13 protein-coding genes are annotated in these 14,168 nt (G+C 60.2%); 3 read left to right on the top strand and 10 right to left on the bottom strand.

Annotated elements, in window-relative coordinates; genetic code table 11:
* Positions 1–79 precede the first annotated feature (79 nt).
* The 7 genes from QMK51_RS20230 to gcl form a co-directional block, all read right to left on the bottom strand.
* Positions 80–904 carry an ion transporter gene (locus QMK51_RS20230; RefSeq protein ID WP_320391381.1) on the bottom strand — a complete coding sequence of 275 codons (825 nt, stop codon included), beginning with the start codon at positions 902–904 and terminating at the stop codon, positions 80–82.
* Positions 905–925: 21 nt separating this feature from the next.
* A complete protein-coding gene (locus QMK51_RS20225) occupies positions 926–1,840 on the bottom strand; it encodes an urea transporter (RefSeq protein ID WP_320391380.1) in 915 nt (304 codons plus the stop codon).
* 142 nt (positions 1,841–1,982) lie between these two features.
* Positions 1,983–3,398 carry a pyruvate kinase gene (gene pyk, locus QMK51_RS20220; protein ID WP_320391379.1) on the bottom strand — a complete coding sequence of 472 codons (1,416 nt, stop codon included), beginning with the start codon at positions 3,396–3,398 and terminating at the stop codon, positions 1,983–1,985.
* Positions 3,388–4,668: a glycerate kinase gene (locus QMK51_RS20215; protein ID WP_320391378.1), complete on the bottom strand. Its 1,281-nt coding sequence runs from the start codon at positions 4,666–4,668 to the stop codon at positions 3,388–3,390. The genes pyk and QMK51_RS20215 overlap by 11 nt, the downstream gene beginning before the upstream one ends.
* Positions 4,669–4,831: 163 nt before the next feature.
* Positions 4,832–5,722, bottom strand: coding sequence for a 2-hydroxy-3-oxopropionate reductase (locus tag QMK51_RS20210; RefSeq protein ID WP_320391376.1), 891 nt, complete (start codon positions 5,720–5,722; stop codon positions 4,832–4,834).
* A 154-nt stretch (positions 5,723–5,876) separates the two neighbouring features.
* Positions 5,877–6,659, bottom strand: coding sequence for a hydroxypyruvate isomerase (hyi, locus tag QMK51_RS20205; protein ID WP_320391375.1), 783 nt, complete (start codon positions 6,657–6,659; stop codon positions 5,877–5,879).
* A gap of 136 nt (positions 6,660–6,795) precedes the next feature.
* Positions 6,796–8,571 carry a glyoxylate carboligase gene (gcl, locus tag QMK51_RS20200; protein WP_320391371.1) on the bottom strand — a complete coding sequence of 592 codons (1,776 nt, stop codon included), beginning with the start codon at positions 8,569–8,571 and terminating at the stop codon, positions 6,796–6,798.
* Positions 8,572–8,837: 266 nt separating this feature from the next.
* On the opposite strand from gcl, the gene QMK51_RS20195 reads away from it, so the two are divergent.
* The gene (locus QMK51_RS20195) at positions 8,838–9,278 is read left to right on the top strand and encodes a GlcG/HbpS family heme-binding protein (RefSeq protein ID WP_258696916.1); all 441 of its coding nucleotides are present in this window, start codon (positions 8,838–8,840) and stop codon (positions 9,276–9,278) included.
* A 214-nt stretch (positions 9,279–9,492) separates the two neighbouring features.
* Positions 9,493–9,951, top strand: a complete 459-nt coding sequence (locus QMK51_RS20190; RefSeq protein ID WP_320391370.1) for an REP-associated tyrosine transposase — start codon at positions 9,493–9,495, stop codon at positions 9,949–9,951.
* A 110-nt stretch (positions 9,952–10,061) separates the two neighbouring features.
* Here QMK51_RS20190 and QMK51_RS20185 read toward each other — a convergent pair whose 3' ends face one another.
* Complete coding sequence (locus tag QMK51_RS20185; RefSeq protein ID WP_258696914.1) at positions 10,062–10,670, bottom strand: TetR/AcrR family transcriptional regulator; 609 nt, start codon at positions 10,668–10,670, stop codon at positions 10,062–10,064.
* 134 nt (positions 10,671–10,804) lie between these two features.
* Between QMK51_RS20185 and QMK51_RS20180 the strand changes: the two genes are divergently transcribed.
* The gene (locus QMK51_RS20180; protein WP_320391369.1) at positions 10,805–11,719 is read left to right on the top strand and encodes a DUF808 domain-containing protein; all 915 of its coding nucleotides are present in this window, start codon (positions 10,805–10,807) and stop codon (positions 11,717–11,719) included.
* A gap of 175 nt (positions 11,720–11,894) precedes the next feature.
* Here the strand turns inward: QMK51_RS20180 and QMK51_RS20175 are convergent, their stop codons facing one another.
* Both QMK51_RS20175 and QMK51_RS20170 read right to left on the bottom strand, forming a co-directional pair.
* Positions 11,895–12,683 carry a VacJ family lipoprotein gene (locus tag QMK51_RS20175; protein ID WP_258696912.1) on the bottom strand — a complete coding sequence of 263 codons (789 nt, stop codon included), beginning with the start codon at positions 12,681–12,683 and terminating at the stop codon, positions 11,895–11,897.
* Positions 12,676–13,974 (bottom strand): serine/threonine protein kinase, encoded by a 1,299-nt coding sequence (locus QMK51_RS20170; protein WP_258696911.1) that lies wholly within the window; start codon positions 13,972–13,974, stop codon positions 12,676–12,678. Before QMK51_RS20170 ends, QMK51_RS20175 begins: the two co-directional genes overlap by 8 nt.
* Positions 13,975–14,168 lie beyond the last annotated feature (194 nt).

Genomic DNA, 14,168 nt, shown 5'->3' with positions numbered 1-14,168 from the left:
TTGAAGAGCGGTTGCCACCGTTTTGCCAGCGACTATAGCCGGGCTCGCATAGTCGTTTAAAGATTAAAAAGCACTTTGCTTATTCCAGTTTCTTAAACAGCGCATTGCCGCAGCGGGAGCAGAACGCCGCGTTGTGTTCGTGACTGTTTTTCTGGCAGGTCGGGCAATCGTGTTGCAATTGTTCACCGCGCATGGCGTTGGCCAGTTCCGCGGTAAAGATCCCTGTTGGCACGGCGATGATCGAGTAACCGGTGATCATCACCAGCGACGAAACCACCTGACCCAACGGCGTCCTGGGCACGATGTCGCCAAAACCCACGGTAGTCAGCGTGACGATGGCCCAATAGATGCCTTTGGGGATGCTGGTGAAGCCGTGCTCCGGGCCTTCGATCACGTACATCAAGGTGCCGAACACCGTCACCAGGGTGCTGACGCTGAGCAGAAACACCACGATTTTCTGCTTGCTGCCGCGTAGCGCCAGCATCAGGTAGTTGGCTTGCTTCAGATACGGGCTGAGCTTGAGCACGCGGAAAATCCGCAGCATCCGAATGATCCGGATGATCAGCAGGTACTGCGCATCGCTGTAATACAGCGCGAGAATACCGGGCACGATCGCCAGCAAATCCACCAGCCCATAGAAGCTGAACGCGTAGCGCAGCGGCTTGGGCGAGCAGTACAGGCGCAGGCCGTATTCGATGACGAAAATGACGGTGAAGCCCCATTCGATGTACGCCAGCACAGCGGCGTAGTTCTGGTGAACGCTGTCGATACTGTCTAGCACCACGATCACCAGGCTGGCGAGGATGATCAACAGCAAGATGCTGTCGAAGCGCCGACCGGCCTGGGTATCGGTCTGGAAAATCATGACGTAAAGCGCTTCACGCCAGTTTTTGCTGCTGTCCATGGATAACGCCTGAATCGAGAATCAGCGAAGCCTAGGGTGATTCTCCCCGGTAGCGCAAGGCGCGCTGTCTATGGCGGCCTGACGCAGCACTCTGCAGCCTGCGCGAATCAGCCAGCAGGCAAGGATGAAGGGCGCGGTCAGCGCTGCCAGACCCAGTGCGGCAAATCCCGGCGTGAGCAACACTGCCAGCAGAATGCCGAGCAGCGGCAGCCACGGTTGGCGGCGTTGCGGGCTGAAGGCGAGGGCGGCGAGCAGCGGGTTGTAGCCGCTCAAGCCCTGCAAGGCGCTGGAGGTGTCGTGATGCAGCAAGGCGAAGCCAAGGCCGGCAGCGGAGCCGAGCAGCGCCCACAGGAAGGCGCGGCGGTCAGCGATCAGCAACCCGGCGGCAATCAGCGCGCCGGCCAGGGGATGACCGAGAAACATGACTTGCCCCAGGCCTTTCAATTCGGCGGCGAGCAGGTTGAGGGTGTTCAGTTCAATCAGCGGAGCGGGTTGCTGCGGTGCGGCAAAGCCGAGCAATAACCAACTCAACCCAACGAAAGGTGCGGTATAGGCCGGTAGACATTGATGATCGTCAGCGTCTTTGAGCCATTGCCGGGTGAGCATCGCGCTCAGGCCGCCACTGGCGATGATCAACGGTGGTAGCAGCGCTGACCAAGGGAAATAAAGGCTCAGCAGCAAGCCGAGCAAAACACCGTTGTAACTGAACAGCCCGGCCTGACGATCAGCCTTGGCATACCCGCGACGTTGCGCGGTGAGCAACCCGGCGACACCTCCCAGTAACGCACCGCCGAGCAGGGCCGGCGCACTGAACAGGATCGCCAACAGACACAGCAGGCCGCACAGCGGATGGCGCTGGAGGAAGATCTGGCTGAAGCCGTTGAGCAGGGCGGTGGCCCAGTCGGGGCAGTGGGTGTGGAAGTGGTTGGCAGGCATGATGGGGGCAGTCAGTACAGATCGTTCCCACGCTCTGCGTGGGAATGCCTCAATGGACGCTCTGCGTCTGCTCTTGGGACGCGGAGCGTCCCGGGCTGCATTCCCACGCAGAGCGTGGGAACGATCATTGTGTGGGGGGGAGTTAGATTAATGTCTCGATGCGCAACGAATTGGTCGACCCCGGCTGCCCGAACGGCACCCCAGCAGTAATCAGCAACGTATCCCCCCGCTGAGCCATTCCCTGTGCCTGGGCAATCTCCAGTGCCGTCGAGCACACTTCATCCACCTGCCGCAGCCGATCGTTGACCACCGAGTGCACGCCCCACGCCACCGTCAAACGCCGTGCGGTTTGCAGGTTTGGCGTCAAGTTGAGGATCGGCACCGTCGGCCGTTCCCGCGCCGCCCGCAGACTCGACGCGCCGGACTCGCTGTAATTCACCAGCACCGCCACCGGCAGCACGTTGCTGATGCGGCGGATCGCGCAGCTGATCGCGTCCGACACCGTGGCTTCAGCCTTCGGCCGGCTCACGTCCAGTTGGGTCTGATAGTCCGGACCGTTTTCCACCTGACGGATGATCTTGCTCATCATTTGCACGGCTTCCAGCGGGTATTCGCCGGACGCGGTTTCCGCCGACAGCATCACCGCGTCCGCACCTTCGGCCACGGCGTTGGCGACGTCAGTGACTTCGGCACGGGTCGGGGCCGGGGAGAAACGCATCGACTCCAGCATCTGCGTCGCCACCACCACCGGTTTGCCGAGTTGGCGGCAGGTGCTGATGATGTTTTTCTGAATCTGCGGCACGCTTTCGGCCGGCACTTCCACACCCAGGTCACCGCGCGCGACCATGATCGCATCGCTCAATTCAGCGATTTCCCGTAGTTGCGTCACGGCCGATGGTTTCTCGATCTTCGCCATCAAGAACGCCTTGTCGCCGATCAGCGCGCGGGCTTCGCGGATGTCTTCCGGGCGTTGCACGAACGACAGTGCGACCCAATCCACGCCCAGTTCCAGACCGAAGCTCAAGTCGCGACGGTCCTTGGCGGTCAGCGGGCTCAGGTCCAGCACGGCTTGCGGCACGTTGACGCCTTTGCGATCCGACAGCTCGCCACCGTTGAGCACCGTGGTGTCGATGGCATCGGCGTACTTGGTCACCACCCGCAGGCGCAGCTTGCCGTCGTCCAGCAGCAGGTCCATGCCGGGCTCCAGGGCTGCGATGATTTCCGGGTGGGGCAGGTTGACCCGGCGTTCATCCCCCGGTGTCGCATCCAGATCCAGACGCAATGCCTGGCCGCGATGCAGCTGCACTTTGCCCTGGGCGAATTTGCCGACTCGCAGTTTCGGGCCTTGCAGGTCCATCAGAATCCCCAAGGGGTAATTCAGCTGGCGCTCGACTTCACGAATCCACTGATAGCGCTGCGCGTGGTCGGCGTGATCGCCATGGCTGAAGTTCAGGCGAAAGATATTGACCCCGGCCTGCACCAATTCACGGATATCGTCGATCCCGTCGGTGGCCGGGCCAAGGGTAGCGAGGATTTTGACTTTCTTGTCAGGCGTCATGTTTAGGGGTCTCGAGAATCAAAATGGCGCGGAAATCGTTGACGTTGGTGCGGGTCGGCTCGGTGACGATCAGGGCGTCCAGTGCCTCGAAATAACCGTAGCCATTGTTGTTGTCCAACTCGTCGCTGGCGCTCAAGCCAAGGGCGATGGCGCGGGCGTAGCTGTCCGGGGTCATGATCGCGCCGGCGTTGTCTTCGGAACCGTCGATACCGTCGGTGTCACCGGCCAGGGCGTAGACGCCGGGCAAGCCTTTGAGGCTGTCGGTCAGGCTCAGCAGGAATTCGGCGTTGCGCCCGCCACGACCATTGCCGCGCACGGTGACGGTGGTTTCGCCGCCGGACAGAATCACGCACGGTGCCGACAGCGGCTGGCCGTGCTGGACGATCTGCCGGGCAATGCCGGCGTGGACTTTCGCCACTTCCCGTGATTCTCCTTCCAGATCGCCGAGAATCAACGGGCTGAAACCGGCCTGACGGGCTTTCACCGCCGCCGCTTCCAGCGATTGCTGTGGGCGGGCGGTCAATTGGAAGTGACTGCGGGCCAGGCTCGGATCGCCGGGTTTGACCGTTTCCGATTCCGGGCTTTGCAGCCAGTTGCGCACCGAGGCCGGGACTTCGATGCCATAGCGCTTGAGGATCGCCAGCGCTTCGGACGAGGTGCTCGGGTCGGCCACCGTAGGGCCGGACGCGATGACCGTGGCGAGGTCGCCCGGTACGTCGGAAATCGCATAGGTGTAAACCGTGGCCGGCCAGCAGGCTTTGCCCAGACGTCCGCCCTTGATCGCCGAGAGGTGCTTGCGCACGCAATTCATCTCGCCGATGGTCGCGCCGGATTTGAGCAGGGCTTTGTTGATCGACTGTTTGTCGGCCAGGGTGATGCCGGCGGCGGGCAAGGCGAGCAGGGCAGAGCCACCGCCAGACAGCAGAAAGATCACGCGGTCGTCTTCGCTAAGGTCGCTGACCAGTTCCAGCACCCGTTTGGCCACGGCCAGCCCCGCGGCATCCGGCACCGGGTGCGCGGCTTCGACCACTTCGATTTTTTCGCACGGGGCGCCGTGACCGTAGCGAGTCACCACAAGGCCAGACACTTCACCCTGCCAGCAGCGCTCGACCACCTGGGCCATGGCGGCTGCGGCTTTACCGGCGCCGATGACGATCACCCGACCGCTGCGATCTTTGGGCAAATGAGCTTCGAGGACGTGCTGCGGATGGGCCGCGTCGATGGCTGTGGCAAACAGCTCGCGCAGCAGTTGTTGCGGATCGACCGACATGGCGGGCTCCCAGTCTTATTGTTTTGTTTAGCGCAAATGATCGTTCCCACGCTCTGCGTGGGAATGCCTCAACTGGACGCTCCGCGTCCGCTCGGCAGGGACGCGGAGCGTCCCGGGATGCATTCCCACGCAGAGCGTGGGAACGATCAGTAGGGGGCAGGTGTTATTTATCGCGAATCGAGAAATTCGCCATGTGTTCCAGGCCCTTGATCAGCGCCGAGTGGTCCCAGTTGCTGCCACCGATGGCCGCGCAGGTGCTGAACACTTGCTGGGTATTGGCGGTGTTTGGCAAGTTGATGCCCAATTCGCGTGCGCCGGCCAGGGCCAGGTTCAGGTCCTTCTGGTGCAGGCTGATGCGGAAGCCCGGGTCGAAGGTGCCTTTGATCATGCGTTCGCCGTGAACTTCAAGGATCTTCGACGAGGCGAAGCCGCCCATCAGCGCTTCGCGTACTTTGGCTGGATCGGCGCCGTTTTTCGAGGCGAACAGCAGGGCTTCGGCCACAGCCTGGATGTTCAGCGCGACGATGATCTGGTTCGCCACTTTCGCGGTTTGCCCATCGCCGTTGCCACCGACCAGGGTGATGTTCTTGCCCATGGCCTGGAACAGCGGCAGGGCGCGTTCGAAGGCATCGGCTTCGCCGCCGACCATGATGCTCAGGGTCGCCGCCTTGGCGCCGACTTCACCGCCGGACACTGGCGCGTCGAGGTACTGCGCGCCTTTCTCGTTGATCTTGGCAGCGAAGGCTTTGGTGGCGGTCGGCGAGATCGAGCTCATGTCGATCACGATTTTGCCTTTGCTCACGCCTGCGGCAACGCCGTCGGCGCGGAACAGCACGTCATCGACCTGCGGGGTATCCGGGACCATGACGATGATGAATTCGGCTTCCTGGGCGACTTCTTTCGGGTTCGCCAGCGCGACGGCGCCAGCGGCGACCAGATCGGCAGGTGCAGGGTCGTGGTGCGCCGACAGGAACAGGCTGTGACCGGCTTTCTGCAGGTTCAACGCCATTGGGTGGCCCATGATGCCGGTGCCGATAAATCCGATTTTAGCCATGAGAAAATCCTCTTGTTTTTGTTGCTCAAGCAAATAGGGGGATCGCTGCTTTTTTGTGGGAGCGAGCCTGCTCGCGATGAGGTCATCACATTCAGCATCTATGTTGACCGGTACATTGCTATCGCGAGCAGGCTCGCTCCCACAGGGATCTGAGTCAGATTGCGTTATGGGTTTTCAACCAACCCAGACCCGCTTCAGTGGTGGTCAGCGGCTTGTATTCACAGCCAACCCAACCCTGATAGCCGATGCGGTCCAGGTGTTCGAACAGGAAGCGGTAATTGATTTCACCGGTGCCCGGTTCGTTGCGCCCTGGGTTGTCGGCCAACTGGATGTGGTTGATCTCGTCCAGGTGCGCAGCCATGGTGCGGGCCAGGTCACCCTCCATGATTTGCATGTGATAAATGTCGTATTGCAGGAACAGGTTGGCGCTGCCGACCTGTTCGCGAATCGACAGGGCTTGCGCCGTGTTGTTCAAGTAGAAGCCCGGGATGTCACGCGTGTTGATCGCTTCCATCACCAGTTTGATGCCCGCCGCTTGCAGCTTGTCGGCTGCGTACTTGAGGTTGGCGACAAAGGTCTTTTCCACGGTCGCTTCGTCGACGCCTTGTGGACGAATACCGGCCAGGCAGTTGATCTGGGTGTTGCCCAGCACGTTGGCGTAAGCGATGGCCAGATCGACACCGGCGCGGAATTCTTCGACCCGATCCGGCAGGCATGCAATACCGCGCTCGCCCTTGGCCCAGTCACCGGCCGGCAGGTTGAACAGCACCTGGGTCAAGCCATTGGCATCGAGCCTGGCCTTGATGTCGGCGGAGCTGAAGTCGTAGGGAAAAAGGTATTCGACACCACTGAAGCCGGCCTTGGCGGCAGCGTCGAAACGGGCAAGAAAATCCTGCTCGGTGAACAGCATGGACAGGTTGGCTGCGAAACGCGGCATGGTGGTCTCCCGTATATGTGTGAGGCCTCCTGTGGGAGCGAGCCTGCTCGCGAATGCGGTATGTCGGTCAACATCTCTGTGGATGTGAAGCCGCCTTCGCGAGCAGGCTCGCTCCCACAGTGGGAACGGTCAGCAGTTAATCGAGCAGCGAAATCGCCGTTGGCGCGTCGTTGCCAACCAGCGCCAAGTCTTCGAATTCGTTGACGGCGTTGATCTCGGTGCCCATGGAAATGTTGGTCACGCGCTCCAGAATGATCTCGACGATCACCGGCACCTTGAACTCCTCGATCAGTTCCTGAGCCTTGCGTAGGGCAGGCTGGATCTGATCCGGTTCGAACACCCGCAGCGCCTTGCAACCCAGGCCTTCGGCGACAGCGACGTGGTCGACACCGTAACCGTTGAGTTCCGGAGCGTTGAGGTTGTCGAAGGACAGCTGCACGCAGTAGTCCATGTCGAAGCCGCGCTGAGCCTGACGGATCAGCCCCAGGTACGAGTTGTTCACCACCACGTGGATGTACGGCAACTTGAACTGCGCGCCCACTGCCAACTCTTCGATCATGAACTGGAAGTCGTAGTCGCCCGAGAGCGCCACCACTTTGCGGGTCGGCTCAGCCTTGACCACACCGAGTGCTGCCGGAATCGTCCAGCCCAACGGGCCGGCCTGACCGCAGTTGATCCAGTGACGCGGTTTGTAGACGTGCAGGAACTGCGCGCCGGCAATCTGCGACAGACCGATGGTGCTGACGTAACAGGTGTCCTTGCCGAACACCTGGTTCATCTCTTCGTACACGCGCTGCGGCTTGACCGGCACGTTGTCGAAGTGAGTCTTGCGCTGCAGGCTGGCTTTACGCTGCTGGCAGTCTTGCAGCCAGGCGCTGCGGTTTTTCAGCTTGCCGGCGGCTTGCCATTCGCGAGCGACTTCGATGAACACGGTCAACGCGGCAGCGGCGTCGGAAACGATGCCCAGGTCCGGGGTGAACACGCGACCGATCTGGGTCGGTTCGATGTCGAGGTGAATGAACTTGCGACCCTCGGTGTAAACGTCGACCGAACCGGTGTGACGGTTAGCCCAACGGTTACCGATACCCAGCACCATGTCGGACTTCAGCATCGTCGCGTTGCCGTAGCGGTGCGAGGTTTGCAGGCCGACCATACCGACCATCAGTGGATGATCGTCCGGGATGGTGCCCCAGCCCATCAGGGTAGGGATCACTGGAATGCCGGTCAGCTCGGCGAACTCCACCAGCAACTCGCTGGCATCGGCATTGATGATGCCGCCACCGGCCACCAACAGTGGGCGCTCAGCCTGATCAAGCATGGCCAGAGCCTTCTCGATCTGCACGCGATTAGCCGTCGGCTTGGCCAGCGGCAGCGGCTCATAGGCGTCGATGTCGAATTCGATTTCAGCCATCTGCACGTCGAACGGCAGGTCGATCAGCACTGGGCCAGGGCGGCCGGAGCGCATTTCATAGAACGCTTTCTGGAACGCGTAAGGCACCTGGCCCGGCTCCATGACGGTGGTCGACCACTTGGTGACCGGCTTGACGATGCTGGTGATGTCGACGGCCTGGAAGTCTTCCTTGTGCATGCGGGCCCGTGGTGCCTGGCCGGTGATGCACAGGATCGGGATCGAATCGGCCGAGGCGCTGTAGAGCCCGGTGACCATGTCGGTGCCGGCCGGGCCGGACGTGCCGATGCACACGCCGATGTTGCCGGCCTTGGTGCGGGTGTAGCCCTCGGCCATGTGCGAGGCGCCTTCAACGTGGCGAGCGAGGACGTGATCGATGCCACCGACCTTCTGCAAGGCGGAGTACAGCGGGTTGATCGCGGCGCCCGGGATGCCAAAAGCGGTATCGACCCCTTCACGGCGCATCACCAGAACGGCGGCTTCGATTGCTCTCATTTTGCTCATTGTTTTGTGCCTCTTACGTTTTGTAATTGTATACAAGTGGCTTTGCGCAGAGTGTATTCACGGCGGACGGCGCAGGTCAATCCATTTTCTCAAGCAGCTGTTTCATTCGTCGGAAGCCTTGTGAAGTGTGGCTTATCGTCGAATGTGGCTGTTTTATAGAATTATTGTATACAAATAAATTGCTCATTGTGTTCTATTTGTCGCATCGGATTGCGCAACACAAAACAGTCCAACGGCTTTCCCAATAACAAAATGAGGACGGCACCATGAGCGCTTTAACCTTGAACATCGCAGTCAACCTGGCCAATCAGGCCATCTCCGCAGGCCGTGCAATCTCTGCCGCGCCATTGACCGTTGCGGTGCTGGACGCCGGCGGGCACTTGATAACGCTGCAACGCGAAGACGGCGCGAGCCTGCTGCGCCCGCAGATCGCCATTGGCAAAGCCTGGGGCGCGATCGCCCTGGGCAAAGGCTCACGGCTGCTGGCTCAAGACGCCCAACAACGCCCGGCCTTCTTCGCCGCGCTGAATAGCCTGGGACAGGGCAGCGTCGTCCCGGTACCGGGCGGCGTGTTGATTCGGGATCAGGACGGGAGTGTGTTGGGGGCGGTGGGCATCAGCGGCGATTTGTCTGATGTTGATGAGCAGTGTGCGATCAGGGCGATCGAGGCGCAGGGGTTGAGGGCGGATGCGGGGGTGGTTGGTTGATCTTCAGGGTCTGAACAGTCGCCATCGCGAGCAGGCTCGCTCCCACAGTAGATCAATGGTGGACACAAAATTTGTGAACGCCGCGGAACCATTGTGGGAGCGAGCCTGCTCGCGATGGCCATCTACCAGACACATCCAGCTAAAAGTCCGCCCCACCCAAAAGCATTCACAGGTCTAGCCTTCTTCATGACTTCATCATGAAAAGGGCAAAGGAATGCCGAATCTGGCTGCTTCACACCGCTTGCGCATCGGCCGATTTGCCGAGCCCAACCGAATTTACCTGCTGACCACCAACACGCTTGGAAGAAAACCTGTCTTCAACAATTTTGTCTTGGGCAGATTAGTCGTCGCACAATTTCGCGCCGCTCAGGATCAAGGTTGTGCCAACTCATTGGCTTGGGTTGTCATGCCCGATCACTTTCACTGGTTGATCGAATTGCAGAAAGGGTCGTTGAGTGGGCTGATGCAAAAGACCAAATCTTTGAGCACCAAAGCGGTGATTCTGTCCACTGGTCGTAAGATCAGCCTTTGGCAGCGAGGCTTTCATGATCGGGCGCTGCGTCGTGAGGAAGACTTGGTGAAGTTGGCTCGGTACATCGTGGCCAACCCATTGCGCGCGGGACTGGTTGAGAAGCTTGGCGACTATCCGTTGTGGGATGCGATTTGGGTTTGAAATGAAACCTGGTTGCCTTCTTCGCGAGCAGGCTCGCTCCCACATTTGATTTGTGTACGACGCAGATTCAGTGTGGGAGCGAGCCTGCTCGCGAATGGCACCGCCTCGGTTTATCGGTCGGGCTCACACCCCTTGAGCACCAACCGGATAATCGTCTGCGCCGCCGCTTCATAGTCGGCTTCATCCAGCTTGGCCTTGCCGGTCACCGCAGAGATCTGCCAGTCGAAGTCGGCGTAGGTCTGGGTCGCGGCCCAGATGCTGAACATCAAGTGGTTGGGGTCGATCGGGGCGATCTGGCCGCGGTCGATCCAGGTCTGGATGCAGTCGATGTTGTGCCTGGCCTGGCCGTTGAGCTGCTCGACCAGGTCGGGGCTCAAGTGCGGGGCGCCGTGCATGATTTCGCTGGCGAATACCTTGGAGGCGAAGGGCAGATCACGGGAGATGCGGATTTTCGAGCGAATGTAGCCGCTCAGCACTTCGCTGGGCACACCGTCGGCGTTGAACGGTGTCGAGGCCTGCAGGATTGGCTCGATGATGCTTTCCAGGACCTCGCGGTAGAGGTTTTCCTTGGATTTGAAGTAGTAGTAGACGTTGGGCTTGGGCAGCCCCGCCTTGGCCGCGATGTCACTGGTTTTGGTCGCAGCGAAGCCCTTGTCGGCAAATTCTTCACTGGCGGCACGCAGGATCAGTTCTTTGTTGCGCTCGCGGATAGTGCTCATAAACCAAGGGGTTCCTTGCCTGTTCTGGCGGTTGCGCATGGTAGCACCGGCCTCGCGCGGCGCTCAAGAATGCCCCGTGTGGCCTCGGGTCGCGTTATGCTGCGCGCCATTCATTCAAGAAGGAAACCCGATTCATGGCAGGAAGCAGTTTGCTGGTGCTGATCGACGACATCGCCACCGTACTGGACGACGTGGCGTTGATGACCAAAATGGCCGCGAAGAAGACCGCCGGTGTACTGGGCGACGATCTGGCGCTCAACGCCCAGCAGGTTTCCGGCGTACGTGCCGAGCGGGAAATCCCGGTGGTGTGGGCGGTGGCCAAGGGCTCGTTCCTCAACAAGCTGATCCTGGTGCCGTCGGCGTTGGCCATCAGCGCGTTCATTCCGTGGCTGGTCACACCGTTGTTGATGGTCGGTGGCGCGTACCTGTGCTTCGAAGGCTTCGAGAAACTCGCCCACAAATTCCTGCATAGCCAAGCCGAAGATCAGGCCGAACACGCAGAACTGGTCGAGGCTGTGGCCAACCCGGCGGTGGATCTGGTGGCGTTCGAGAAGGACAAGATCAAAGGGGCGATCCGTACCGACTTCATTCTCTCGGCGGAAATCATTGCCATCACCCTGGGCACTGTGACTGATGCATCGCTGACCCAACAAGTGATCGTGCTCTCGGGCATCGCCATCGTCATGACCATCGGCGTGTACGGGCTGGTGGCGGGCATCGTCAAACTCGACGACCTCGGTCTGTGGCTGACCCGGAAGCCCGGCCAGATGGCCAAAAGCATCGGCGGCGGGATACTGCGTGCGGCGCCGTACATGATGAAAAGCCTGTCGGTAATCGGCACGGCGGCGATGTTTTTGGTCGGCGGCGGGATTCTGACCCACGGCGTGCCGGTGGTTCATCACTGGATCGAGGGTGTCACCGCAGGTGCTGGTGGGGCCGGATTTATCGTGCCGACGTTGCTGAATGCGGTGGCCGGGATTGTGGCGGGTGCGGCGGTGTTGGTTGGGGTGATGGCTGTCAGCAAGATCTGGAAAACGGTAAAGGCCTGAACCTGTGGGAGCGAGCTTGCTCGCGATGAGGTCATAACATTCGCCATCAATGTTGACTGTTAGACCGCTATCGCGAGCAGGCTCGCTCCCACAGTAGGTTGGCGGTGCTTGGAACATCGCGCATAAAAAAGGCCATTCGATCTGCATCGAATGGCCTTTTTTGTTGCCGACGACGTTACTCGGCGATCTGCAGCTTGCGCGCCTCGGTATACACGTAACGCACTTTTTCGTACTCGAACGGTGTGTTCAGCTGGCCGTAGCGGAAGCCGTTCTGATAGCGCTTGTCGATACCGCGCAGTACCCAGATTTCCGGGTGGTTGGAGCTGACTTCGGAAACGTTCAGGAAGTTGATCGCCGATTCGCCGGTGTAATCGACCGCCAGGCCCGCGGTGTCACGCAGGTTCGACGGGCCGAGGATCGGCAGCACGAAGTAGGCGCCGCCCGGTACGCCGTAGAAACCCAGGGTCTGGCCGAAGTCTTCGCTCTGGCGCGGCACCCCCATGGCGGTGGCCGGGTCCCACAGGCCGGCGACACCGATGGTGGTGTTGAGCAGCAGGCGTGCGGTAGTTTCCATCGAGCGCTGCCCCTTGAATTGCAGCAGGCTGTTCACCAGGTTCGGCACGTCACCGAGGTTGTTGAAGAAGTTGCTGACGCCGGTGCGCAGGAAACTTGGGGTGACGTAGCGATAGCCGTTGACCACAGGCAGGAACACCCATTGGTCGAAACGGTAGTTGAAGTGGTAGACGCGGCGGTTCCACTCTTCCAGCGGGTCATAGACGTTCAGCGCATTGAGCGTCGAACGTTCGAATTCGCGCTGATCCAGCCCCGGGTTGAATTTGAGTTTGCTCAGCGGTTCCTTGAAACCGTCTTTATCGACCACCACCGGGGCGTTGGCTTTGCTGTTGTCGGCATTGGCGACGCCTGCACAGAGTAACGCTGCGATCAGCAGGGGGTATTTAGCCACGGAAAAACTCCAGCATGGCGTCGCTGTTGACGCGATAGTTGAGGTTGCCGCAATGGCCGCCCAATGGATAAACAGTCAAGCGGTCGCCAAAGGTCCGGCGCAGAAAACCCAGGTCGCCAGGGCCGAGAATCACGTCGTCGGCGTTGTGCATGACGGCGATTTTCGGGCTGTCGTGCAGGTAGTCCTTGAGTGCATACAAGCTGACCTGATCGATCAGTTGCAGCAGGCTGCCGCCATCAGTGCGGGCGCGCCACATCGGGATGACCTGCTCGGTGATGTAGCAGTCGAAGTCGCATTGCAGTGCGCGTTTGAGGAACGGTGTGAGGGTGGTGCCTTCGGTGATCGGGTATTTCGGTGGCGTGATCAGGCCGCGACGGTTGATCAGGTCCGAGGTGAAGGCGATGTCCGCCGCCGAGAAACGGAACGAGGTGCCGATCAGCATGGCCATCTGTTCGTTGCTCAGGTGCTGCTTGGACTGCTGGAAGTCGTAGAGCAAGGCATCGTTGAGGTCGATGTAGCCCTTCTGCTGGAAGTAACGGGTCAGTTTGTCCAGCACCAGCTCATAGAAAGTGGTGGTGTTATTGATGCCCTTCACCTCTGTCTGTACCAGTTTGTCCAGGTTGGTGACCGAGGTGTAAAGGTTGACCGGCGGGTTGAGCAGCAAGACTTTCTTGAAATTGAAGCTGCGACGGGTTTCATCCAGATGCGCAACAAACGCCGCATCCAGTGCGCCGAGGCTGTAACCGGTCAGGAAATAATCGGTAACCGGCAATTTCGGGTTCTGCGCCCGCACAGCCTGCATCACCCGGTACATGTCTTCGGCATCTTCCTTGGTCACGCCCGGTGTAGCGAAGCGCGAGGCGGCGGTCATGAAGTCGAAGCTGGTGGGCGACGACAGCTGCACCACGTGATAGCCGGCCTTGTAGTAGAGCTTTTTCAGGTACTCGTTAAGGGTACTGTCATAGCGTGCACCAGTGCCGGAGATCAGGAAGATCAACGGAGCGGCTTTATCTTGCGTGGCGATGCGGTAGGTGAGCTTCTTTACCGGCCAGAAATTGTCCGGCAGGCTGAATTCACGCTCCGGGCGCAAGGTGACACTGCGGTCCGACTGATTGATGTCTTCGTCCAGCGGCAATTCCGGGCGCAAATCCGGTGGTGTCGTGGCAATGGTCGCCTCGAACGGATTGGTCAGGGGATAGCCATAGCTGGCGGCGTCAATGTCGGCCGCCAGTACGGACGCACTTAAAATCAAGCCGCCAAACAGGGCGGCGAAGCGCAAGGAACGGAGCATGACTGGATCCCTTAGAGGAAGGTGCCGGATGAAGTTCGCAGGCTATGACCATCGGATTTGCGTCAAAGTGCCATGCATCGGCACCAAAACAGGCTGATTTCGGAGCAACGGTAGCGGGACGATACACTTTGCAGTGATTGGCTGGCCAGTTAACTGTTGTTAGCGCTTGCGTAAGGCTGTCGGGAGATTAAGCT

Origin of the sequence: Pseudomonas sp. P9_31 (assembly GCF_034008235.1) — a bacterium.
In the GTDB taxonomy this organism is placed as follows: Bacteria; Pseudomonadota; Gammaproteobacteria; order Pseudomonadales; family Pseudomonadaceae; genus Aquipseudomonas.
The sequence above is the reverse complement of the archived record's forward strand: the minus strand, read 5'-3'. Positions and strand labels throughout refer to the sequence as shown.